The following is a 21,468-nucleotide window of genomic DNA, read 5'->3' as shown; positions in this document are numbered from 1 at the left end:
TACTTTAAGTTTATTATTCCTTTGACTCGGAACTTCGAGGCAAATACAATGTTTTTATTTTTATCGAAACTTCTGCCTTTATTTATTTATCCTTTAGGATTGACTTCTTTGCTGATGATTGCCGCTTTGATCTTACTCTGGAAACAGCCTCGTTGGGCCGCAGGTGCGATCGCTTTAGGATTATTAGTTCTGCTGACCAGTAGTAATAGTGGGGTTTCTCAAGGTTTAGTGCGAAGTCTAGAATGGCAAAATATCCCCAACGGTGAACTGCCAAAAGCAACAGCAATTGTGGTCTTGGGTGGAGGAACTAAAGCCCCAACTCCGCCTCGTCCTTGGGTAGATGTGGGTGAAGCGGGCGATCGCATTTTGTATGGAGCGTTACTATATAAACAGGATAAAGCCCCTTGGTTAATTTTAAGTGGAGGTCGCATTCAATGGGATGGAAAAGAACCTCCAGAGTCAGCCGATATGAAAGAAATTGCTGTAGAAATGGGGGTTCGGGAGTCAGCTATTTTGCAAGATCCAGATTCATTGAATACCTATCAAAATGCAGTTAATGTTCGTCAAATTTTAGCAGAAAATAATTTAACAGGAAAGGTATTATTGGTCACATCTGCCCTGCATATGCCCCGATCGCTTTTAGTTTTTCAGCGTCAAGGTATTGAGGTGATTCCGGCACCGACTGATTTTTTAGTTTCTCAGCAGGATATTCAGCCTTCTACAACGATACAAGGAACGATTTTAAACCTGATACCCGATACTCAATCTTTACAACAATTTACCCAAGCCTTAAAAGAATATATCGGAATGGTCGTTTATCGGTTACGAGGATGGTTGTAGTCAGGAACTTTGGCAAACGGAGGAATTGAGATTAAATATGTTAAATTAAGTAAGAAATTAGCAGGAGAGGTTTGATCTGTAATGGACTTTCAGTGGGAGCAAGGTTTTACAGATATTCAACAATCAGAAATTGAGATTTTACAAGCTTATCAAGTTACTCACGAATTTTATCAAGAGGTTCAATATCGCGAGGACTTTGAACAACATTGTCAATGGTACGCTGAAACCGCAGAACGCCATCAACAAGAACTCCAAAAAATGCGAGGTGATATTAATCTCTTTAGTTGGTTTTTGCGGGGACGAGGGACGAACTAGAGACGCGGGATAGTGATCCACGCTTGGCGATTTGTGTTAGTTTAATGTCCCCCGGTTTCTGAGTCGGTTGTTTTCCCTTTCACCTGTTGATTGGTGTCTATTCTGAAATCACTTCGAGTTCCTCCGATTTCAAATGAACTTTAAATTTATCGCCAAATTTGACCTGAATCGGGAGATTGGGACTGATTGGCCTACCATTCCAATCTTCAATGATAGAGGCAATTTCTCCCTCTAAGCCCTTAATGTCAAATGGCTGATTGCGATGTTCAGGATGTATATAGACAATAATTGATGTTTTGACGCGAACGCGATCGCCAACTTTCATAGACTCTAACCTAGTATTTCCTCTCAAACAACCTGAACTGCACAGGGGTTGATCACCTGCACTAAATCAGGCAGTTTTTCTATATTGACACAGAAATTGCCTCAAAACTCACCCGTTTAAGGATTTACTGTGATGAAGATTGGAGATTGACAGAAGAAGATGCGATCGCGTCTTCTGTTGTGACGCTAGGATTAAACTGAAGCCACTTTAGCCCCAGTATTGGGCAGGGCTGTTTCATTCTAAGTTAAAAATTGCCGGGGTTGATGGGGTGAAAGGGTGATGGTGAGTCCACCCCCCTCCACAAATCAAGTTTTAGGGCTAGAACGAAGCGGCCCTGCCAGTATTCGGAACCCTTTGAGGCTGAAGGGGGATTGAGTTGATATTCAATCCCGGCAACACCTGCTTTAATTTCCGATGGGAATTGGTATTCCTCGAACTCCAACCCCTTGGGAATTGAAGCTGGGAGTTAAGGGTAGAGTTATCCCCTGTTGATTTTGTGAGTTGGAATCAATCATAACTTCCGCTGTCGGTACCGCTTGATTCAAGTATTCGGGTTCGTATGCAAACGGTTTATCGAGTGATGGCCCCCCCTGGGGAAAACTAGCACTAGAGGGTTTTATGCCCATATCTAAGCCTTTCCCCTCTAAATCTGATGCGGACACGGAGGGCTGCTGATAGGCATCAAGTCGCTGAACTTCTTCTGCGATTCCTCTCGGTATAAGAGAGAAAAAGTTGACCCCCATCACCACACCCCAGAAAATCCCTTGAGCAATCTTCATGGTGGTTTACCTTTCGTAATTCTAAAGCAATTTGCGCCTGAGCCTAACACCTATACAGGTCGCAAGCCTTGTACCCTAACAACTCTATAAATCTAAAGATATTTGGAGATTCTAAAGATAAAATGATCTTTTAAATTGCTCCATTTTTAGACTAACATTCCCTCTCTCTCAACAACTGTAACTTACCTTACAAAGTATTCTTGTCTCTATGTTAATAAGCCATTAAAACGCCTATGTTGCCGGAGTCTTCATCACCGATCCGATTCCTTTTTCTTGTTATTAGAAGGTAAACAAACGGTAAACACTGTTCCTTGATTCAATTGAGATTCAACCGTAATTGTCCCTTCATGAGCTTGGACAATTTGGCGACAGAGGTGCAAGCCTAAACCACTTCCTGATCGCTTATGATTGCCTTGATGGAAAGCTTCAAATAAAGTCGCTTGGTCTTCTAAAGAGATACCAATTCCCGTGTCTTTGATTTCTATTTTAATCCAATTTGAAGCGGTATTAGAATTAGATTTCTGAATTAAGCTTACATTAACCTCGACCATTCCTTCATCGGTAAACTTAATTGCATTGGCAATTAAATTTGTCAAGACTCGACGCAGTTCTAGACGATCTCCTACCAGTTCTTTTGTGGTCGCTTGAGTCGGTGTATTTAAGTTAACTTTAAGACTTTTATCCTCGACTAAAGGCATTAATTCAGCGATAATTTCTTTCAGGAGAGCGTGTAAATCAAATGGAATAAAACTGAGTGTTTTTCGTCCAATATCATAGGCGTAAACAGCCAGAAGTGTATTTAACATATCAAGCAGGTTTTTATTACTACCAATCATGCTAGTAATTGCCTCACCCATAGAGGAATTAATTTCTCCAAATACTCCTTGCTGCATGAGATTTAATACCCGATCTGCTGCAACTAAAGGAGTTCTTAGATCGTGAGTCAAACAGCGAACAAAGTTTTCCCGTTGATCAATACTTTGTTTGAGGCGTAATAGCGATCGCACTCGGGCTTGGAGTTCATCAATTTGAACGGGTTTACGAATAAAATCATCCGCCCCAGCATCTAAACCTTCAACGACGCTAGATTGTTCATGGGCGGTAATCAGTAGAATCGGAATATAAGGATATTTAGGATTACTCCGAATTCGCTTTGTCACCTCATAGCCATCCATTTCAGGCATCATAACATCCAGCAGCACTAAATTGGGAGGTGAGGCTTCGATCTTTTCTAAAGCGGTTTTTCCGTCTTCAACTAAGACAACATTGTGTCCTTCTTGTTCTAGGGCTAATTTCAGCAGAAAAAGGTTATCGGGCAGGTCATCGACTGCTAGAATATAGTTAGTTTTTGATCCGGCGAGACTAGACATATTTAGGGGATAAAATAAAGGGTATTATCAAAAAAAATTGTTAATTTTATAACTCTCTAATTGTATTTCAAATAGCGCGGAAATTCAACCTGAAAAATAGATCCACCGCCCAACTGACTATCGACGGTGACTTTACCGTGCATCAATTTGACCAAAGAATCTACAATTGCTAATCCTAAACCTGTACCATAATGTTTCCGAGTATTCGTTTGATTGATTTGTCGAAAAGCCTCAAAAATTTCTTGTAAATGATCGGGGGCGATCCCAACTCCAGTATCTTTAACTGCAATCATCAATTGATCATTCGCTTGTTCTTGAACATTAATCCAAACCCCTCCTGAGTCTGTGAATTTAATCGCATTAGAAATTAGATTGACTAAAATTTGTCGAATCGAATTTTGATCATTGATAATCATCGGTTCTTCGAGATTGATATTCACATCTAAAGTTAACTGTTTCTCGACGGCTAGCGATCGCAGTTCTTGGGTGGTTAATTCGACAAATTGAGCGAGATTAAATTCTGTGGGTTCTAGCTGAAAATGACCGGCTTCTATTTTGGAAAAATCTAACACTTCATTCAGCATCGTCAGTAGATGTTGAGCATTATTAAAGATGCGTTGTACCATATCCAGTTGTTGAGGCGCAAGCGGATCGGGATACTGCCGCAATAAGAGTTGAGAAAAACCCATAATCGCATTCATCGGAGTGCGAAGTTCGTGAGACATTGTAGCGAGAAATTGAGATTTGAGGCGAGAAGCTTCAGCGAGTTTACGATTTTGGCGTTCGATTTGTTTGCGTTGTCGTTCAAGTTCGCGATTTTTGCGTCGTAAGAGTTCATTACTTTCCCAAAGGCGTTTATTGGCGAGTTCTGCTTCCATTTCCGCTTGATGAACCCGAACTGCATTTCGGAGAACTTGCCATAATCTTTCCGGCGAAACCCAAGATTTGGAGAGATAATCGGATGCACCAGCTTTCATTAAATCAACGGCAATTTGTTCATCTCCTTGACCAGTCAATACAATCAAAGGTACTTTAATATTGAGAGAACGAACTTGTTTCACGAGGTCAAGACCATCTCGATCCGGTAGACGAAAATCTAGAAAAACACAATCAAATGTATTCTTTTTGAGGAGAGTGATCGCGCTTTTACAATCTTCTGCTTCGGTTACTTTTAGTTTGACACCAACTTTCCGAAGCGATCGCTGAACAGCCATTCGATCGACTTCATCATCATCAACAATCAGAATACTTAATAGTTCTTCCATCTCCTTCCGTCTACAAAAGTTATTGGGGTCAGGGATATTGGATTCAATAAAATAACTATCCCGATTATCTCATTCAAAAAGTTAATATTTTCTCTAGCCCATTGAGAGATAATTTTAATAAATTGTTGTTCTAGAGCTTGTTTTACTATTTTAATCGTTTTTTCTCTAAAATTCATTGCTCGGAGTCTAGATTTTTGAGAGATTAAACTGATCACTATCAATTGGAGAGTGACTCACTAGGGAAATTCGCACAGAGTCCAGTATTGATTTAAGGTACTAATCACTGAGGCAAATTTTGAAAACGTTACAGGCTTGAGAATATAACCTGCAATATTCAAGTTATAAGCTTCTACCAAATCTCGATCCTCATCAGAAGTTGTTAACACAATTACAGGTGTTGCTTTCAGTTCAGGATCAGAACGTAACTCACTTAAAAATTCTAAACCTCCCATTTTCGGCATATTCAAGTCTAGTAATATCAGTCGGCGATTGTCTGGAACCTGGGGAAGTTTTCCATTAGAAGATCGGAGCATTTCTAAGGCTTCTAATCCATTCCCGGCGACAAAAAGCGGATTAGAAATGTTACTTTTTTTAAATGCCCGTTTGACATTCATTACATCAACTTCATCGTCTTCAACCAGCAGAATATTAATAACTTTTTCCTCCATAATTAAGTTTTTCCTCACTGCTAGCTTATGATGGCTTCATCCTGCGATCTGCTCATCTTAAACTAACTTTGCATACATCTACCTAATCGAGATTATAAACAAAGCTTTAACTATAAACCTCATCTCTAGGAATAATTTATCATTTTTAACTTCTCTGTCTAAAGTTAGAGAACATTAAACGAGAAGACGTCCATAATATATTTTATCGCTAAGAGATTAAAGCTAGATCGCAATCGCAGGTTAACATTTTTGAGCTATTTTGGCCAGTTTAAACGGAATGTTGCTCCTTCACCCACTTGAGATTCGAGTTCAATGGTTCCGCCTTGAGCTTCAATAACTTTCTTGACAATTGACAAACCAATCCCGGTATTTTCAGCCTCATCACGAGCTTTTAGGGTTTGAAAAATCGTAAATACTTTGTCTCGATATTGAGGCGCAATTCCCGGGCCATCATCTGTTACTGAAAACTCATAAAATTTCCCTCGATCTTGGCTAGAAACTTTAACCGTTCCATCACTGCGATGATGATGTTTAATAGCATTACTGATCAAGTTGCTGAACACTTGTTGTAAGGATAAACGCTGAGTTTTTAAAGTGGGCATTTCTCCCTCAATTTCAATGGTGAACGTTGACGGGGGATCGAGTGAGTCAATGATTTCTTCGAGAAGTTCTCTGAGTTGAACCGATTCTCGTTTAACTTGAATTCGCCCGACCCGAGAATATTGTAAAAGACCATTAATCAGGTTTTCCATCCGATGCACCCGCCCCCGCAATAAACTCATCTGATGACGAGTCTCATCATCAAGTTTGTCTTCGAGATCTTCTTCGATCCATTCTGACAAGTTAGCAATGGCTCTTAGAGGTGCTTTTAAGTCGTGAGAAGCAACGTAAGCAAATTGATCGAGTTCTTGATTGCGCTTTTCAAGCTGTCCGGTTGTTGCTAACAAAATCCCATTGAGTTGAAGCAGTTCATCGGCTCGTGCTTGCAGAACCGCTTCTGTTTGTTTGCGTTTGGTGACATCATTAATCGTTCCCCAAACTCCGATCACTTTGTTGTCTGTATTGCAGTTGAGTTGAGCATCGATCTCTAACCAACAAAAATCCCCATTTTTTTTGAGTGAGCGAAATTCAAAGATAAAATTATCTTGCTCAGTCTCTATCAGTCGCCGAAATTGTTCAGTACAATATTGTTGATCTTCTTCAGCGTAAATGTAGTTCTGTAATGGAGAATCTAGACTTTCAGAAATAGAATATTCGGTGATGAACGTCCAAGCCGGACTCAAGAAAACCAAACGACCTTCAATGTCGGTTTGAAAGATCACTTCTTGGACACTATTGAGAACAGATCGATACAACCGTTCACTCTCAGATAAGGCTTTTTCGATGCGTTTCCGGGTTGTAATATCTTCAAAAGCGACCCCTAAGCGTTGATTGGGTAAGGGAAAAGCTTTAATTGCAAATAAACCCTCATTAACTCCCCGATCTCCATAGCGGACTTCACTAAATGCACAGGGCTGTTGATAACGAATCACCTGGGCGTAAGCTTGCAACAAAGAAATGTTGGTTTCGGGTATTTTGGGGAAACACTCGACCATTTTTTTACCCATTTCCGAGTTGAGTTGAACTCCCAATAACTCCGATGCTGCGGGATTAGAACTCACTAAACAAAAACTGTGAAGATCGTCAAGATCTTCGAGATGCCATACCGTCATACCGATGGGGAGATTCTTGACAATATCTTCATAGATTTTAATTTTGGCTTGGGCGGCTTCGGCTTGGGTGCGGGCAAACCGTTCTCGTTCTAGTAACTCGTCTTTGAGTTCGTTTAGCACTTCTAGCTCTGCGGTTCGTTCTTGGACTCGCTGTTCGAGTTCATCGTTAAAACGAGCAATTTCTTCTTCAGCTTGTTTACGCAGGGTAATATCTCGGGAAATACATAAAATAATCGGTTCTGCCGTCGATGAAGTTGAAGAAATGGCGCGACTGGTGGTTTCAAACCAGACATAATTACCATCACGACGACGAACCCGATAAGTTGTGGTGTACTCATCGGGTAACTCACCGACAACGGTATAAGTTCTTTGCCAAGCGGCTACATCAGTCGGATGAAAGAATTCGTAGAGAGAGCGTCCGAGAAGTTGATCCGGTTCATAGCCGAGGAGATGGCGACTCGCGGGGGAGACGTAGAGAAATACTCCTTGGCAGGTATGGGTCGAAATCATGTCTTTGGCATTTTCTGCCAGTAACCGATAACGGGCTTCGCTTTCGGTGAGAGCGGCTTCTGCACGTTTGCGATCGCTAATATCTTGTTGAGAACCGACCATCCGAATCGGTTTACCCTGTTGGTCTCTTTGAGCAAGGCCTCGGGCTAAAATCCACTTGTAGCTGCCATCTGCACAACGAAGACGGTATTCTTCTGCATATTTTTTGGTTTTTCCATCAAGATGCTTTTGTACAGTCGCTAAGACGCGATCGAGATCGTCGGGGTGGATACGAGAACGCCACGCTTCAAAGTGATTTTCTAATTGTTGATCGCTGTAACCCAGATCGGCTTTCAACTGAGCAGACATGAATAATTCCCCGGTGGAAATATCCCAATCAAAAATCCCGTCTCCGGTACCTTTTAAGGCGAGTTGCCAACGTTCTTCGCTTTTTTTTAGCTCAATCTCAATTTGCTTACGTTCTTCAATTTCTTGTTGGAGTAAGCGCATTGACTGTTCCATCTGTTTAGGACTCGGAAACGTTAAAATTGCAGGCATTAACATTGTCAAGGCGATCGCACTCATCAGAGACACTATTGCAGTGAAGGCTCGAATCAAGCCCGAGATCCAATAATTTGGATGCCACAGTGTCCAAATATCAAACAGATGACCGCAACCGCAAGAGATGATAAAGCCAGCAAACAACAGAATTATCCAGTTAAACGGAATATCTTCTCGCTTGCGAACAAGGTATACCAACCCGATCGGAATAGAAAAGTAAGACAGTGCAATAATGGCGTTACTGACCAAATGCAACCCTACTAATCCTGGTTTCCAGAGATAGCAACTGCCATGAGGCATGAACGCTGTTGTAGCGAGTAAACTTTCTGTTAGCATATATATTGGTCTTCTCCAGCATAAATTGTCAATCTATCTTTCGGTCAGTTTTTGATAAGACTATTGACAGATAGACTAAGTGAGGTTTTTTAGGTTAATCTTATGAGGATATATTGAAATCGCTAATATTTCCTCTATCCTATAGGCAATTTTAGAATGAGTAAAATTCGTGTTGTTCTTGTTGAAGATCATAACTTGAGTCGTGTCGGTTTGGTAGCGGCTCTCAAGCAGGTTGATGATATCGAAGTCGTTGGTGATGCTGAAAATGGTCGCAAAGGCTTAGAAATGTTGCGAACGATGCAGCCAGATGTGGGTATTATTGATATTGGTTTACCGGATATTGATGGTATTGAGTTGACGCAACAGTTGCGAAAAATTCAGGCGAATCTGGAACCGGGCGATCGCAGTAAGGTTCTGATTTTGACCATGCACGAGGAGGAAAATTCTGTTCTGGCGGCTTTTGCGGCTGGTGCTGACTCCTATAGTTTGAAAGATGCGAGTTTAGATACACTGGTACAGGCGGTTCGATCTACCTATGAGGGTAATGCTTGGATCGATCCTAATATTGCTCGCATTGTTCTCAAACAAGCCCGAACCTCAGAGTCTGAGAGTTCTGCAACTGCGGTTGATCCGATCACCACCGGGAGCGAAGATGCTAAACAGATGGTTAAGATTGATTCGGCTCAATCTGATGTTCAACAGCTTCTCGATACTTATCCGTTGACGGAGAGAGAATTGGAGGTGTTAGAGTTGATTGTCGGTGGATGTAGCAACGCTGAAATTTCTGAAAAACTCTACGTTACTGTCGGAACGGTGAAAACTCACGTTCGCAGTATTTTGAATAAGTTGTGTGTCGAAGATCGGACTCAAGCTGCGGTTCGGGCTTTACGTTCCGGGTTAGTCAGTTAAAAGAAATAGAAGGCAGGCAAGATCTCCCCATCTCCCAAATTCCCCCAAGACACAACCGGGAGAGAGATTTGGGGAGAGTATAAATCCATCCCAAGAATCATGTCAGTATCTCCGTCTCACTTTAAGCTAATATTAGTTCTGTCTCAATTGTGATCGTTATATCGCTATTAAGTTTACACTACTGTTTAATAACTCAGAAGTTCAGCTAGCTTGACTTATGAGCGGTAGTCTAAATGTTTTGGAGGAAACTGATGAATTATCCGACTCGGGGACAACTGGAACGCCATCTTTCTCAACGGATTCAAGCTTTATATCGTCAAGAGCTAGGACATCAACCCAGCAAGGTGACTTGTCAACTTTTTGACTGTAAATTAGCCGTTATCGTCGAAAATTCGATTACACCTGCTGAAAAACGGTTAGCAGAAGTCGGACAGGAAGATTTAGCTGAAGAAGTCCGAGCGGGACTCAAAGATGCTACTCAACCTAAGCTTAAAGCGTTGATCCAAGAGATTTTAAGGGTTGAGGTGATTGACATTTTGAGTGAAGCGAAGCTGGAAACAGGTCGTCTAGGTATTATTGTCGTATTAGCCCAATCTCCTCAAGTTCGTAATCCTGAAGCGGTTCCTAAGCAGAAAGCAAACAATGGAAGTTAGGGTTCTGAGTTCTTTTGGATGGAATTGATGATTACAGTTTAAGATTTTCTAAGCGATCCTTTCAACCTTTGATTTTAAGTCATGACTAGATTCTAATCAATTTTCTAGATCCAGCAATTGACTGGATAAACTCTGTTATGAAACAAACCAATTTAGCCAATGCTGAAGAACTAATTTGTGAACAAATTAAACAGATCTACCTTCAACAATTAGAGCAGGATCTTAGCCAAATTAGTTGCCGTATTTTTGATCAAGTTCTGATTCTTGTTTTAGAGGGAGTGATTACTCCCCCAGAAAACCTGTTGAACCAAAATAATAATCTCCGTTTAGTGAGCCAAGTTCGATCCGTATTTGATCAAATGATTCAAGATCAAATTCAAGATTTAGTTGAACAAACTCTCAATGTAACGGTTATTGACTTTCTGTTTGATACCGGGATTGAGAGCGGTCGAACTGGTGCTATTGTTATTTTTGAATTTCAGTGTCACAGATCTTATTTAAACATCTCAGATGACTCGAACTACAATTAGATTGGGTTAGATGACGACAAACTAAAGCTTCTAAATCGCTGAGTAGATAAGGTTTACTGAGATAATCATCAAAACCTGCTGCTAACAAACGTTGTCTATCTTGTCCCAGGGCTAACCCCGTGACCGCAACCGTTGTGGTTTGGTGAATTCGTTGATCACCTCTAATTTGACGGAGAAGCTGTAAACCATCAATATCAGGTAAAACAATATCGAGTAAGATCAGTTGAGGTTGATAATGCTGCAAAAGAGACAAAGCTTCTTGAGAACTACCTGCGCTTAAATAAGAATACCCCAGATTTTCTAAAACACAACCAATTAAAATCAGATTATCTTGGTTATCATCGACTGCTAAAACATAGGGCTTCCTTTTAACCGACTGGTGAGCTAAACTCGTTAGAGATTTTGTAGTCATACTCAGTATCGTCCATTTGCAAGGGAATACGAAGCATACCCCCAAGTGGCTAAAAGGCACTGTTCTCGGACTGGTTCGCGAGGTTTGCTCTAGGTCAACTTCCGACTGCCAGCGCAAGGCTCAGGAGAGGGTTGCATAAGCTAGTGCAAACTTGTTGTATTATACACTATATTTAAAATTTTTTTAAACATTATTTTACGATTGGATACAAACGGTTAGGAAGCTTAAAAAAATTAGACACAAACTCGTAAATTTATCGGTATAAGCTGAATCAATCGGATCTACCGGACAGAAATCATCAGACTGAATAAGTATCTATACTTATCAGATTTTTAAAAGTATAAACCCAAAGACTTTGATAATTTTGAATTAACATTTTGAATAGAGAAGTCTTTTCTGTATTTTCTGATACTGTTCTGAAAACCAGGTGTACAATAAATGTACCCAGAGAAATAGCGATCGCCATGTGAAAAATGCGATTAAAAAATTCCAAAGCGCTCTGGCGATCACTAATTAGACGGACTTCATCTGAATTCAATCAATGTTCGATCAGTTTTAAGAATATAAAAAAAGATCTAATCTAAATTAGATCCTTTCTCTTTTTTAAGTTAATTAATTAATCAATTAATCAATTGCTTTTTTGATTTCATCTTTAAGATTTTCTACTGTTTGTTCAACTTCCGCCTCAGTTTGCTTGGCTTGTCCTTCTGCTTTGTCCTTGGGATCTCCGGTAAACTCTCCCATCGCTTCTTGAGCTTTCCCTTCTAGATTTTTAGCCGTTGCTTTGGCACGATCTTCTAAACTCATTGTTAAAACTCCCTAATTTTAGCTAGTTTTTTAGCATTTTATCTATCTAAACTCTATCAAAATAACCGCGGATAATCGATCTACCTAAAGATAGATTAAAATCAATAAAATCTCTTAAAAATGTCCAAATCGATCCAGTTTAGTTCTTTCTAAAGAGTGAGGTCAATTTATCCTAAACTCGTTTATTGTTGAAAGTGAAACGTTGAGTCAAAAAATCAACGATTAATACTGAAACTGTTACTCAATCAACAAAGGAGATTCAATTATGAGATTTGCTCGTAAATTACTTTCAAAATTTGGTGTATTTGTCTCATTGGCTGTATTTTGCTCAGGTTTAATGACCGCTTCATTTTTACCTGTTAACGCCGTCAATTTAAACAGTAGTTCTTCCATCTTAGCTGCAAATTCTTCCATGGTCGATGATGTCCTCGGAGAAGGGACAACCAATAAAGTTGAAGGAATGGCGCGCCAGGGAATGGGAACAGCAGAACAAAATATGAAAGAAGCTCAAGCCCAAGCTGAAGGTTCACTCAAACAAGCTCAAGGAAAAGCACAGGAAAATGTGGGTGATATTCAACGTCAAAGCAGTGAAGCTGGTTCTGATTTAGAAAGAGCATCTGATAATGTCGTTGATGCGGTTAAAGATTTCTTCGGACAGTAAAACTAATCCGAAACAGGTTTGAGACTGAACTCATGACTTGATTTAATTTCCCAGGTTTATTCCTGGGTTTTTAGTTGAATAAAAATTTTGAAATATTAGGAGTAAAAAACTATAATGAAAGGGTTGAAAGGAAAAAATGTATTAATTACTGGAGCAACTTCTGGAATTGGACAAGCCATTGCAGTTCGCTTTGCCCAAGAAGGAGCAAATGTCGCGATTAACTACCGAGGAAATCCTGAAAAAGCAGAAGATACAGAGGAAATGATTGAGCAAGTTTGCAATCAAATTCGCGGTTGTGGCGGTCAAGATGTTCTGGTTGAGGGAGATGTTTCTAATGAGCAAGATATTATCAGGATGTGTGAGGAAGTTGTCGAAAAATTAGGCAGCTTAGATATTTTAATTAATAATGCCGGAATGCAAATCGCTGAACCTTCTGATCAAGTTAAAACAGAGAATTTTGATCAAGTGATTTCGGTGAATTTGCGAGGGGCTTTCTTGTGTTCTCGCGAAGCCATAAAACAGTTTTTAAAACAAAATAATGGAGGTGTTATCCTCAATGTTTCTAGTGTTCATGAAATCATTCCTCGACCGGAATATGTCAGTTATTCAATGAGTAAAGGAGGAATGGGAAATCTTACTAAAACTTTGGCTTTAGAATATGCAAGACATGGAATTCGAGTTAATTCTATCGCACCGGGTGCCACAGCAACGCCGATTAATTCTTGGACAGAAGATGAGGACAAAAGAAAAGAAGTTGAACAGCATATTCCGATGGGACGAGTAGGAACGTCTGAAGAAATGGCTGCAATTACAGCTTTTTTGGCTTCTGATGATGCGGCTTATATTACAGGTCAAACTCTGTATGCTGATGGTGGGCTAACGCTTTATCCAGACTTTATGAAAGCTTGGTCAGCCGGAGAATAAGTTAGTTTGTTATTCATTAATTTAATACAAAATTTGTTGTTTAATTGCCAGGTTTTTACTAAAAATCTGGTTTATTTTTATTTTCCTGAAGAAATATATCGCACGAAAGAGGATAATAATCTTAAACTTGTTTAAACTTAATATTATCAATTATAGGTGATTAATCATGCCTAAATCTCAAGTCACTAAGGATATGATTCAACATGGAATTTTTCAATCAGCCTGTGTTCAAAATTTTAATTTGGATAATGGCTGAAATTTTACTCAATTTTATGGGTCTAGATGACTTAGCTGACTACGGTGAGTTTATTTTTGAAAGAAAGGTTCATATTCCTGAAACGTTAATAGTTGAAAGAACTATTGAAAATCACGTTAATTTTTGGAATCATTCTAACAACCGCATTCCCGGTTTTAGGGTTTAAGGGAAGTTCTCTTGATTATTGGTCTGAATAGATCTTTTCAGCTTAATCAATTTTTTGAGTATTGTCATTAAAAAAGGACTTCTTTTACCGACCCTTTATATTGACCTGAATTTGCTTTACATAAGGGTAGGTCATGTAAAATTTATAGAATGTCACTTAATATACAGGACTTTATAAGCTAAGATATACAACTGTAGGCTTCATCTCAACAACTCAAGATTTTGTTAGTAGAGTTAGGAGATTATTTTATGACTACTTTAAAACCTTGGTACATCTCATTAATCGGGACTTTTGCTTTATCTATCTTCTGTCAAAAAGCCGAAGCCGCGACTCGATTTAGTGGTGTCGGTGAAGATGCCGCCACTGCTTTTGAAGCGATGAAAACCGCTATTGGGGGGTTAGATAATACGACTGCTATTGGGCCGCAAAATGGAGGATTTCGCACGGTAAATTGGGATGGTGTATTATTAGATGGAACTGATTTTGGCGGTAATACTCAGGTGATAGTCCCTAATCAGGTTGTTGGTATTCCTGAAGATCGTTTTCTCTCTCGCGGTGCCTTATATGATGATGTTTATATTGTCAGTGGCGATGGTTTAGAAAGTGTTAATTCTGGGGTTACGGGTCAGTTTCCGGCTTTTAGTCCTGATAATATTTTCGTTCATTTTGGCGAAGACGACAACGAAATTGATCAAAGTTTTACGCTAGCTGGAACAACAACACCTGCTGCAACGCGAGGTTTTGGGGCGATTTTTCTTGATGTTGAACTTCCTGAAACCAGTAGTATTGAATTTTTTAACGGTTCAGTGAGTTTAGGTCAATATTTTGTGGAACCGGGCGGAAGTGGTCAACCGTCTTTTTTAGGGGTTTTGTTTGATGAACCTGTTGTGACTGAGGTTGAGTTGATTTTAGGAAACAATACTATTTTTGATGTTGATCTTGATACGAATAATATTACATCTGGGTTAGCTGATGATCCTGAGAATGGGATAGACTTAGTGGCAACAGATGACTTGATCTACGCCGAACCCGAAATCGCCCAAGAAGTTCCTGAACCGTCTGCGTTAGTCGCTTTATTGTTCGTGGGTTTATTCCCGAAACTCTGCGGTAAAAAGCAATAATTGAAATAAATAATAATGATCACAGAGTAGGGTTGGATCTAAACTGATCTAACCTGCTTTAAAATGACTGGGTTTAAAGTTGGGCAATTGCTTGTGAAATCCCTTCTGAGTCGCACACAAAACCAAAACATTGTTTAACATTATAAAGCGTTGCTTGCCAACAATATTCCGGTGAAGTTGTTGCCGTACAATCTTTAACTAAAATACAGTCATAGCCCAAAAAGTTAGCATCTTGCAACGTCGCCATCACACATTGATCAGCATTTACCCCGGCAAAAAGTAATGTCGTTTTGCCTAAATTCCGTAAAATACTATCAAGCGGTGTATCCCAAAATCCACTCATGCGGTATTTATCCACCTGAATATCTTGGGGTTTGTGTTCGAGTTCATCAACGACTGAAGCCGCCCAACTTCCCGCTTCTAAAACAGGTGAATTATTCTTCGGTAATGGATCACCTAAACCGACTCCTTCGCCTGTAGGATTATAAACATGAAGTGTGGCAGGACTTAGATTGAGTAAATCAGGCCGATTTCCCCAGTTCACCCAAATCACCGGAATATTTGCTGATCGCAACACAGGGAGAAGGTTTTGTAAGGGTTCAATCGGCTGACGGGCGGGGGTTACATCGACTCCAATATGGGCTAACCAACCGTCAGGATGACAGAAATCATTCTGCATATCAATAACTAAAATAGCAGTTTTGGCCAGATCTAGTCGTAGGGTTTTGGTTTCAGTGGCGAGGGTGATCGGTTGAGGTTCAACCCCAGGACGAGTCAAATCGGCGATCGCATCATTGACACCCCAAGCGTTGGGAGGAACACCTAATGTTCGGAGAGAGGGGGAATTCATTTCTCTGAGTTTATCGAGGTTTGCACTCTATTTTAGGGGATTATTGCCTTGTTTTAATCTCTCATGGGTTCATCCATCAAAATCTACAATCTTTCAGACAGTTGTAACTCGGGGAAATTGGAAGACAAAAAAAGGCTCAAGTGATTAAACCTAAGCCACTCAAACTTCAGCAGAAATTGGTGTTATTCAAAACCCGATATTAAACATAATCAAACTATAAAACAGAGAAAAAAATGCGAACGCTATAAGCACTTTTAACTCAACTTCGTGTACAGAAATTATGTCAGTTTGACTAATTTAGCGCTCAGTTCCCACAACTTCTCGGCTTTCTGATCATCGAGGGCCTCATTAGAAACTTCTTGCATAAAAGATTTACGACCTTCTTTTTGTCGATTTCCCCAACTCCAATACACACCAGATGTATTATATTCGGGGTCAGCCACAACCATTGCCACTCGTTCCCCTGCGAGTTCTTCCGAGACATATCCACCTGTAATATTTTTTTGGAACCAAGGGAAAATCTTTTGAAACAGAGGATAATGATTTCTAAACAAAGCTGTTGTTGCGACACAACCGGGATACAGAGAACTAAACACAATTCCCGTTGATTCGTGATAGCGACGATGCAACTCCCGCATGGTTAAAACATTACAAAGTTTGCTGTCTTTGTAGGCTTTACCCGATTTGAACTTTTTGCCATCAATCATGGCAATTGGTGCTTTAAAACCAGCTTCCAGTCCTTGCATATTTCCTAAATCGGGAGGTGCAGGGATGGGGATTTTTCCGCCTAATTCTTTGGGGTTGGCGGTAACAGTTCCGAGAATAATCAGTCGAGGTTCAGAAGTCGCCGAATGCTTCAAATCCTCTAACATCAGGTTACACAGCAGAAAATGTCCGAGGTGGTTGGTTGCCACACTCAATTCATATCCATCTGCACTGCGTTGGGGTTCCTTCTCTAGGGGAAGATAAACCGCAGCATTACAAACTAAAGCATCAAGAGACTTACCGCTTTCGCGAAATGTCTTCACAAACTGATGAACACTCTCTAGGGAGGCTAAATCAAGAGGGATGATAGTATAGGTGCCAGCAGGGATTCCTACAGCTTGAGCCGCTTTTTCCGTCTTCTCCAAATTCCGACAAGCCATCACCACATACCAGCCTTTTTTAGCCAAAGCTTTTGCGGCTTGTAAACCCACTCCAGAGGAGGCTCCGGTAATCACGACCGTTGACTTCTGATGTTGTTCCATAGTCTTGAGACTGAGTAGATTGCTGTTGATTTTTGTCAGGATCTAATCCTACTAAATTACGAGATTATATTGTCTCATTCTCAGTCACCGATCACTTTTGATGTTGAGGCGAAGGGTTTAGAAAGCTTGTCTGCTATTGGAAAACAGCAACAGTGAAGAACTATTACAAACTGTTTCTCCTTCTGTTACAGCGTTGACGCTTTCAGGTGTGCAGTATTGGAAATAATGGGTGACTCGAAAAGAGGATTCACTTTTGTCTTACTTGCGACAGAGAGAGCAAAATGGCAAAGTCTATCTAAAGATAGTCGTGTAACTGAGTTGCTACGTGTGACAATTTGGAGGAATGAATGCGTTTGTTTGTTCCTTATCGACAAGAAAGACTTGAGGGTAGTTTGAAGGGACTGGGTTATCTACTCAGTCCTTATTTTTTTGTCTATTTCACTGTTAAATACAGGTTGATTGAAATCTAGTCTAGAGTTTGTAATAATTCTTAATTTTTTGAGTTTAGGTGTCATTGTGCCGAGTTGTCTAACAGTGACACCCATGATCAGAATTAGCTTATTTCTTCTGAGAATCTATCGAACAAGTTTCAAAACTACATTGACTAAAACGTTGTCTTCGAGAGGCGACAAATGTGTAGATTTTGGGGCCAAAAGTCGATGAACCGGGAAGATAGAGAACCAGTCGTAACGGCGACAATATTGGAATATATCGCAAAATTTATCGAAAGGCAAAAAATCCTTTTCTTACCGCTCCATTCGGTAAAATTAAGTGCATTTCCTCTAAACAAGCTTGCAATGAAATTTGAGGATGAGTTTCCGCGAGAGTTTGCCAACGTTTTTCTAAATCACTGTAAATTAGACGATTAAACCAGTCAAAATAACACAAAATAGTCATCGAACGAATACACAAAGGACACTGACCATCATAGAGAATTTCGGGTTTCTGGCTAGCAGTAGACCAGGGACGAGAGGTAAATTGCTTAACAAGAGCATCCCAGGGAATAAATACGGCATAAAGAACAACGAACTGGAAAAAAGGTGCTTTCTGGGCTAAATAAATACCGATATGAAAAGACGCTCCTAAAGGAATATAAATCCAGATTAGCTTGGGAAAAATCAGCACCAAAAAGAAGGTCAGTTCAAACCAAACTGCCATCAAAGAGGATAGCACTGCCATTGTATGACTATGTGCTAACCACACCCCTAAATCACTTCCCCACCGCAAACCATCTGATAGCAAATAAAATTGTAATGTATACCCGTTAAACCAATCTAATCCCCCATCAGCTAGTTTAGCGAGTCCTGCGCTCAAATAAATTAATGCAAACATCCACTGAATTAGTAGTAACGGCCATCGGGCAAAGGTGCTGTTTTCATCGACAATATTGAAGGTTGTAAATTTTCTATTTTTGAGGTTCAATCTAATTCGTTTTCCGATGTCATCAAGAGATAAAACTCGACCTGATGGACTCAGCGCAAGGATAACTAAAGCGATCATCATAAAGGCTTCAGGATGATGATGTTTCCCAAAAGAATAGATATACTCTTGTATCCAAAGACAACCGAGTGAGAAAGAGATTAAACTTAAGTTTGTTTTGAAACCTAAGAAAGCAAAAATCCCTGCTCCTAGAGTAATCCAATACATCAGAGATAGAAAAAGATCCGGTGGAGGTTCACTCGATCCGAAGGGGAATGTTAGTAACTGAACAAACGGTAAGGGAGTATAAACTGCATCAGGCAATGATGCTCTATCTAAGATATTATTGAGATAGTAGGGTTGTAGAATATGGTGCAGTTGAAAGATGACAGCAACAATCCGACAAATCGCTAAATTAAACAGAGGAGCCGGACTAAACCAGTAAACATTCCAGGTGGCTAAGATTGATTCTTGATATTGTTGTATTCTCATTTTTTACCTCTATTTTTTATTAGATGAAATTATTTCGACGCTTTCAAAATTTGTTTTAACAATGCCATCCTTCGTGATTTTATAAGTCTCTACATGAATAAAAAGTTCCTGGATTTTATTTCCATTTAGAGCTTCATACAGTTGAAGTAGCTCGGATAAAGTCTGCTCATCTTTTCCTAACTTAGCTGTATATTTTTTGAAATTGTAATCTGTCATTCCTAGAGATTTGTGATCGACACTCACTTCTGTTCCATCGGTTAACTTTGCCATAAAGCTCCGCTTTCTAGCGGTTTGTCCTTCATACTTAGCACGGCTATACATTGCATAGGATATAAAAGGATAAAGTGCTGGATCACAACCGACATTAACTGCCGCAGGCAAAAATGAAAAGATACTTCCTAAGCATAACAATCTTACCGCAGTCGCAGCTTGCAAAATCAAACAGAACAGAATAAACGGAGATAGAAGCTGTTTTGCATGATTTTCGAGAGTAGTTGAAGGTGTTATTTTCATTTTTTTCTGAGATCAATACTGGTTTTTCTGAAAAAAAGTTGAGTCAAAGTTTAACTAAAAAAAGAATGAAATCGCTTTTCTAAAGCGATAAAAACCTTGAACTAATTGCTGAAAAGTTTTTATCGTTAATCGTTTTATACGATAACAAACGACTTCATAACGATGGGAGCTTGTAGGCATTCTTAGCAGAATATAAACACATTTTCGACCGATAAAAGCGAGAAATCCTTTTAACTCAATTCCAAAACTAGAGACAGTTGCTTCGTGAATTCCTAACGTTAACATCTGTCCCAAATGTAAATAATGGAACGCTCGCAATGGCTGTTTATTAATTGCTAATTTGAGATTTTTAGCCGCACAATTTCCTTGCTGAAATGCAGCTTGAGCCGTTGTCGGAACTTGTTCGTCTCGGCGATTGCGTATATCTGCTAAATCACCTAAAGCAAAGACTTCGGGATAATCAAGCAGTTGTAATGTAGGTTGAGTCAGGAGTTGTCCTCGACTATTATGTTTACACTCAAGAAAATGCAGCCATTCTCTAGCTTGAGTTCCCATCGTTCCAATCACTAAATCGATAGGAGTAGTATAGATTTGATTGCCTTGCATCAGAGTCAAAGAATCCTCATCTAACGCATTCACTTTTGTGTTAAACTTGACTTGAACACCACGAGAAATCAGCGATTTATACGCGACTTTTTGGCAAGAGGTTGAAAAGTTTTTCAGAATTTTTTCCCCTCGAACAATCAAGGAAATCTCGCCTCGTTCTCCCAAACGATCTACTAATTTACCTGCTAATTCGACTGCATTTGCACCCCCTCCAATAATTCCAACTCTAATTTTAGACTGAATAGAATTTTCAAGAATATGCAGTTTTTCCTGTAAGCGCATTGCATCTTCTAGGGTTCGGAAAGCATAAGCATTAGTTGAGATACCTGAAACAGTATCAGAATAGCTTCGTCTGCCAACTGCTAGAACTAAATAATCGTACAATAAAGGATCGCCATCTTGCAATAGAATTTGATGTTCTTGTAAATCAATCCCTTTTACAGTTCCTTGATGAAATTGAATATCTGTATCCATCAATAACTTTTGAAAGGAGGGAGCTACTTCCCAGGTTTGGAGTTCTCCGGTGATTAATTCATAGAGAAATGGAGTAAATAGAAAGCGATCTTTTTGATCAATTAGAACAATTTCCGGCTTTTTCCCTTTAGACCAAGATAGACGATCTAAGTACAAAGCTGTATATAATCCAGCAAAGCCACCACCGAGAATACAAATTCGGCTTGAAGTTCTGTACCCAGATTTGACAACTTGCAGCATATATATGTTTCCTATGAGGAGAGGATACGGGTCATAACCGGGAAAAAAGTTATGAAGAATTAGCGAGATGGACGCTATCCAAGCGACAATGATAACTGATCTGAGTTTTTTTCAGAGATTGATTTTAAAACTTGAATTAACCGGATGAAACAATACAATTTAATTTATATTGTTGACAGGAGTTAATAACAGGTGTTTATGTAAAGTTATCCAGAGATTTATGTAAAACTTTTGTAAAATCTATCTTGATTGCTTTGGGAATCTAGCTCAGATTGGTATAAATACATCGCATTGGCAACAATTGACGGAGACACCGGGATTTGAGATTTATGTTTGGTTAAGTTTTCTGAGAGAGATATAGTGCTACTCACTAAGGTTAGGACATTTGTAAAGGCTGAAAACCTTTGATAATCGAACTTTTGCCTAAGATTGCAAAGTTGCTCCACGCAGGCGTGACCCCAAGACCCTCCGGGTTCGGCAGTCACTCTCTTACGAAGTTCCTACAACGGGGGGAACCCCCGCAACGGA

Annotated in this window: 23 protein-coding genes; 9 read left to right on the top strand and 14 right to left on the bottom strand. The window is 39.7% G+C overall.

Annotation, left to right across the window (positions count from 1 at the left end):
- Positions 1 to 48 precede the first annotated feature (48 nt).
- Positions 49 to 840, top strand: a complete 792-nt coding sequence (locus tag M595_RS20235) for a YdcF family protein (protein WP_023068291.1) — start codon at positions 49 to 51, stop codon at positions 838 to 840.
- Positions 841 to 921: 81 nt separating this feature from the next.
- On the top strand, positions 922 to 1,155 hold the full coding sequence (locus tag M595_RS20230; protein WP_023068296.1) for a hypothetical protein: 234 nt from the start codon (positions 922 to 924) through the stop codon (positions 1,153 to 1,155).
- Between the two features lie 97 nt (positions 1,156 to 1,252).
- Here the strand turns inward: M595_RS20230 and M595_RS20225 are convergent, their stop codons facing one another.
- The 6 genes from M595_RS20225 to M595_RS30240 form a co-directional block, all read right to left on the bottom strand.
- On the bottom strand, positions 1,253 to 1,480 hold the full coding sequence (locus M595_RS20225) for a ferredoxin-thioredoxin reductase variable chain (RefSeq protein WP_023068297.1): 228 nt from the start codon (positions 1,478 to 1,480) through the stop codon (positions 1,253 to 1,255).
- 404 nt (positions 1,481 to 1,884) lie between these two features.
- Positions 1,885 to 2,259, bottom strand: coding sequence for a hypothetical protein (locus M595_RS20220; protein WP_023068277.1), 375 nt, complete (start codon positions 2,257 to 2,259; stop codon positions 1,885 to 1,887).
- A gap of 251 nt (positions 2,260 to 2,510) precedes the next feature.
- Complete coding sequence (locus M595_RS20215) at positions 2,511 to 3,629, bottom strand: hybrid sensor histidine kinase/response regulator (RefSeq protein ID WP_023068307.1); 1,119 nt, start codon at positions 3,627 to 3,629, stop codon at positions 2,511 to 2,513.
- A gap of 56 nt (positions 3,630 to 3,685) precedes the next feature.
- On the bottom strand, positions 3,686 to 4,894 hold the full coding sequence (locus M595_RS20210) for an ATP-binding response regulator (protein WP_023068294.1): 1,209 nt from the start codon (positions 4,892 to 4,894) through the stop codon (positions 3,686 to 3,688).
- Between the two features lie 236 nt (positions 4,895 to 5,130).
- Entirely contained in the window at positions 5,131 to 5,562 is a 432-nt protein-coding gene (locus M595_RS20200; protein WP_023068298.1) for a response regulator, read from the bottom strand.
- Positions 5,563 to 5,816: 254 nt separating this feature from the next.
- Entirely contained in the window at positions 5,817 to 8,660 is a 2,844-nt protein-coding gene (locus tag M595_RS30240) for a PAS domain S-box protein (protein ID WP_023068282.1), read from the bottom strand.
- A 156-nt stretch (positions 8,661 to 8,816) separates the two neighbouring features.
- Between M595_RS30240 and M595_RS20190 the strand changes: the two genes are divergently transcribed.
- The 3 genes from M595_RS20190 (at position 8,817) to M595_RS20180 (ending at position 10,752) form a co-directional block, all read left to right on the top strand.
- Positions 8,817 to 9,569 carry a response regulator transcription factor gene (locus tag M595_RS20190; protein ID WP_023068276.1) on the top strand — a complete coding sequence of 251 codons (753 nt, stop codon included), beginning with the start codon at positions 8,817 to 8,819 and terminating at the stop codon, positions 9,567 to 9,569.
- A gap of 251 nt (positions 9,570 to 9,820) precedes the next feature.
- Positions 9,821 to 10,222 (top strand): Na-translocating system protein MpsC family protein, encoded by a 402-nt coding sequence (locus M595_RS20185; RefSeq protein ID WP_023068268.1) that lies wholly within the window; start codon positions 9,821 to 9,823, stop codon positions 10,220 to 10,222.
- A gap of 137 nt (positions 10,223 to 10,359) precedes the next feature.
- Positions 10,360 to 10,752: a Na-translocating system protein MpsC family protein gene (locus M595_RS20180; RefSeq protein ID WP_052001820.1), complete on the top strand. Its 393-nt coding sequence runs from the start codon at positions 10,360 to 10,362 to the stop codon at positions 10,750 to 10,752.
- On the opposite strand, the gene M595_RS20175 is transcribed toward M595_RS20180, so the two are convergent.
- The 3 genes from M595_RS20175 to M595_RS31250 form a co-directional block, all read right to left on the bottom strand.
- Complete coding sequence (locus tag M595_RS20175) at positions 10,688 to 11,164, bottom strand: response regulator (RefSeq protein ID WP_023068285.1); 477 nt, start codon at positions 11,162 to 11,164, stop codon at positions 10,688 to 10,690. The two genes, M595_RS20180 and M595_RS20175, sit on opposite strands and share 65 nt — an antisense overlap.
- A 624-nt stretch (positions 11,165 to 11,788) precedes the next feature.
- Positions 11,789 to 11,971 carry a CsbD family protein gene (locus M595_RS20165; RefSeq protein ID WP_023068287.1) on the bottom strand — a complete coding sequence of 61 codons (183 nt, stop codon included), beginning with the start codon at positions 11,969 to 11,971 and terminating at the stop codon, positions 11,789 to 11,791.
- 237 nt (positions 11,972 to 12,208) lie between these two features.
- Positions 12,209 to 12,385: a hypothetical protein gene (locus M595_RS31250; RefSeq protein WP_023068295.1), complete on the bottom strand. Its 177-nt coding sequence runs from the start codon at positions 12,383 to 12,385 to the stop codon at positions 12,209 to 12,211.
- On the opposite strand from M595_RS31250, the gene M595_RS31245 reads away from it, so the two are divergent.
- The 4 genes from M595_RS31245 (at position 12,384) to M595_RS20145 (ending at position 15,099) form a co-directional block, all read left to right on the top strand.
- Complete coding sequence (locus M595_RS31245; RefSeq protein WP_023068274.1) at positions 12,384 to 12,632, top strand: hypothetical protein; 249 nt, start codon at positions 12,384 to 12,386, stop codon at positions 12,630 to 12,632. The genes M595_RS31250 and M595_RS31245 overlap by 2 nt on opposite strands.
- Before the next feature lie 114 nt (positions 12,633 to 12,746).
- On the top strand, positions 12,747 to 13,556 hold the full coding sequence (locus M595_RS20155; protein WP_023068310.1) for a glucose 1-dehydrogenase: 810 nt from the start codon (positions 12,747 to 12,749) through the stop codon (positions 13,554 to 13,556).
- A gap of 203 nt (positions 13,557 to 13,759) precedes the next feature.
- Positions 13,760 to 13,978 (top strand): hypothetical protein, encoded by a 219-nt coding sequence (locus M595_RS31605; RefSeq protein WP_023068284.1) that lies wholly within the window; start codon positions 13,760 to 13,762, stop codon positions 13,976 to 13,978.
- Positions 13,979 to 14,226: 248 nt separating this feature from the next.
- Positions 14,227 to 15,099, top strand: coding sequence for a hypothetical protein (locus M595_RS20145; protein WP_023068278.1), 873 nt, complete (start codon positions 14,227 to 14,229; stop codon positions 15,097 to 15,099).
- Between the two features lie 73 nt (positions 15,100 to 15,172).
- Here the strand turns inward: M595_RS20145 and M595_RS20140 are convergent, their stop codons facing one another.
- The 5 genes from M595_RS20140 to M595_RS20120 form a co-directional block, all read right to left on the bottom strand.
- Positions 15,173 to 15,949, bottom strand: a complete 777-nt coding sequence (locus M595_RS20140) for a cysteine hydrolase family protein (RefSeq protein ID WP_023068288.1) — start codon at positions 15,947 to 15,949, stop codon at positions 15,173 to 15,175.
- A 278-nt stretch (positions 15,950 to 16,227) separates the two neighbouring features.
- Entirely contained in the window at positions 16,228 to 17,196 is a 969-nt protein-coding gene (locus M595_RS20135; protein ID WP_023068279.1) for a protochlorophyllide reductase, read from the bottom strand.
- A gap of 720 nt (positions 17,197 to 17,916) precedes the next feature.
- Entirely contained in the window at positions 17,917 to 19,107 is a 1,191-nt protein-coding gene (locus M595_RS20130; protein WP_023068308.1) for an HTTM domain-containing protein, read from the bottom strand.
- A 9-nt stretch (positions 19,108 to 19,116) separates the two neighbouring features.
- On the bottom strand, positions 19,117 to 19,620 hold the full coding sequence (locus M595_RS20125; RefSeq protein WP_023068293.1) for a hypothetical protein: 504 nt from the start codon (positions 19,618 to 19,620) through the stop codon (positions 19,117 to 19,119).
- Positions 19,621 to 19,674: 54 nt separating this feature from the next.
- Positions 19,675 to 20,940 carry an NAD(P)/FAD-dependent oxidoreductase gene (locus M595_RS20120; protein ID WP_023068300.1) on the bottom strand — a complete coding sequence of 422 codons (1,266 nt, stop codon included), beginning with the start codon at positions 20,938 to 20,940 and terminating at the stop codon, positions 19,675 to 19,677.
- Between the last annotated feature and the right edge of the window lie 528 nt (positions 20,941 to 21,468).

Source organism: Lyngbya aestuarii BL J (assembly GCF_000478195.2).
In the GTDB taxonomy this organism is placed as follows: domain Bacteria; phylum Cyanobacteriota; class Cyanobacteriia; order Cyanobacteriales; family Microcoleaceae; genus Capilliphycus; species Capilliphycus aestuarii.
The sequence above is the reverse complement of the archived record's forward strand: the minus strand, read 5'-3'. Positions and strand labels throughout refer to the sequence as shown.

Excerpts from the sequence above, each read along its gene's own strand:
- M595_RS20235 (WP_023068291.1), top strand. The coding sequence starts at position 49 with ATGTTTTTATTTTTATCGAAACTTCTGCCTTTATTTATTTATCCTTTA.
- M595_RS20230 (WP_023068296.1), top strand. The coding sequence starts at position 922 with ATGGACTTTCAGTGGGAGCAAGGTTTTACAGATATTCAACAATCAGAA.
- M595_RS20225 (WP_023068297.1), bottom strand. The coding sequence starts at position 1,480 with ATGAAAGTTGGCGATCGCGTTCGCGTCAAAACATCAATTATTGTCTAT.
- M595_RS20220 (WP_023068277.1), bottom strand. The coding sequence starts at position 2,259 with ATGAAGATTGCTCAAGGGATTTTCTGGGGTGTGGTGATGGGGGTCAAC.
- M595_RS20215 (WP_023068307.1), bottom strand. The coding sequence starts at position 3,629 with ATGTCTAGTCTCGCCGGATCAAAAACTAACTATATTCTAGCAGTCGAT.
- M595_RS20210 (WP_023068294.1), bottom strand. The coding sequence starts at position 4,894 with ATGGAAGAACTATTAAGTATTCTGATTGTTGATGATGATGAAGTCGAT.
- M595_RS20200 (WP_023068298.1), bottom strand. The coding sequence starts at position 5,562 with ATGGAGGAAAAAGTTATTAATATTCTGCTGGTTGAAGACGATGAAGTT.
- M595_RS30240 (WP_023068282.1), bottom strand. The coding sequence starts at position 8,660 with ATGCTAACAGAAAGTTTACTCGCTACAACAGCGTTCATGCCTCATGGC.
- M595_RS20190 (WP_023068276.1), top strand. The coding sequence starts at position 8,817 with ATGAGTAAAATTCGTGTTGTTCTTGTTGAAGATCATAACTTGAGTCGT.
- M595_RS20185 (WP_023068268.1), top strand. The coding sequence starts at position 9,821 with ATGAATTATCCGACTCGGGGACAACTGGAACGCCATCTTTCTCAACGG.
- M595_RS20180 (WP_052001820.1), top strand. The coding sequence starts at position 10,360 with ATGAAACAAACCAATTTAGCCAATGCTGAAGAACTAATTTGTGAACAA.
- M595_RS20175 (WP_023068285.1), bottom strand. The coding sequence starts at position 11,164 with ATGACTACAAAATCTCTAACGAGTTTAGCTCACCAGTCGGTTAAAAGG.
- M595_RS20165 (WP_023068287.1), bottom strand. The coding sequence starts at position 11,971 with ATGAGTTTAGAAGATCGTGCCAAAGCAACGGCTAAAAATCTAGAAGGG.
- M595_RS31245 (WP_023068274.1), top strand. The coding sequence starts at position 12,384 with ATGGTCGATGATGTCCTCGGAGAAGGGACAACCAATAAAGTTGAAGGA.
- M595_RS31250 (WP_023068295.1), bottom strand. The coding sequence starts at position 12,385 with ATGGAAGAATTTGCAGCTAAGATGGAAGAACTACTGTTTAAATTGACG.
- M595_RS20155 (WP_023068310.1), top strand. The coding sequence starts at position 12,747 with ATGAAAGGGTTGAAAGGAAAAAATGTATTAATTACTGGAGCAACTTCT.
- M595_RS31605 (WP_023068284.1), top strand. The coding sequence starts at position 13,760 with ATGGAATTTTTCAATCAGCCTGTGTTCAAAATTTTAATTTGGATAATG.
- M595_RS20145 (WP_023068278.1), top strand. The coding sequence starts at position 14,227 with ATGACTACTTTAAAACCTTGGTACATCTCATTAATCGGGACTTTTGCT.
- M595_RS20140 (WP_023068288.1), bottom strand. The coding sequence starts at position 15,949 with ATGAATTCCCCCTCTCTCCGAACATTAGGTGTTCCTCCCAACGCTTGG.
- M595_RS20135 (WP_023068279.1), bottom strand. The coding sequence starts at position 17,196 with ATGGAACAACATCAGAAGTCAACGGTCGTGATTACCGGAGCCTCCTCT.
- M595_RS20130 (WP_023068308.1), bottom strand. The coding sequence starts at position 19,107 with ATGAGAATACAACAATATCAAGAATCAATCTTAGCCACCTGGAATGTT.
- M595_RS20125 (WP_023068293.1), bottom strand. The coding sequence starts at position 19,620 with ATGAAAATAACACCTTCAACTACTCTCGAAAATCATGCAAAACAGCTT.
- M595_RS20120 (WP_023068300.1), bottom strand. The coding sequence starts at position 20,940 with ATGCTGCAAGTTGTCAAATCTGGGTACAGAACTTCAAGCCGAATTTGT.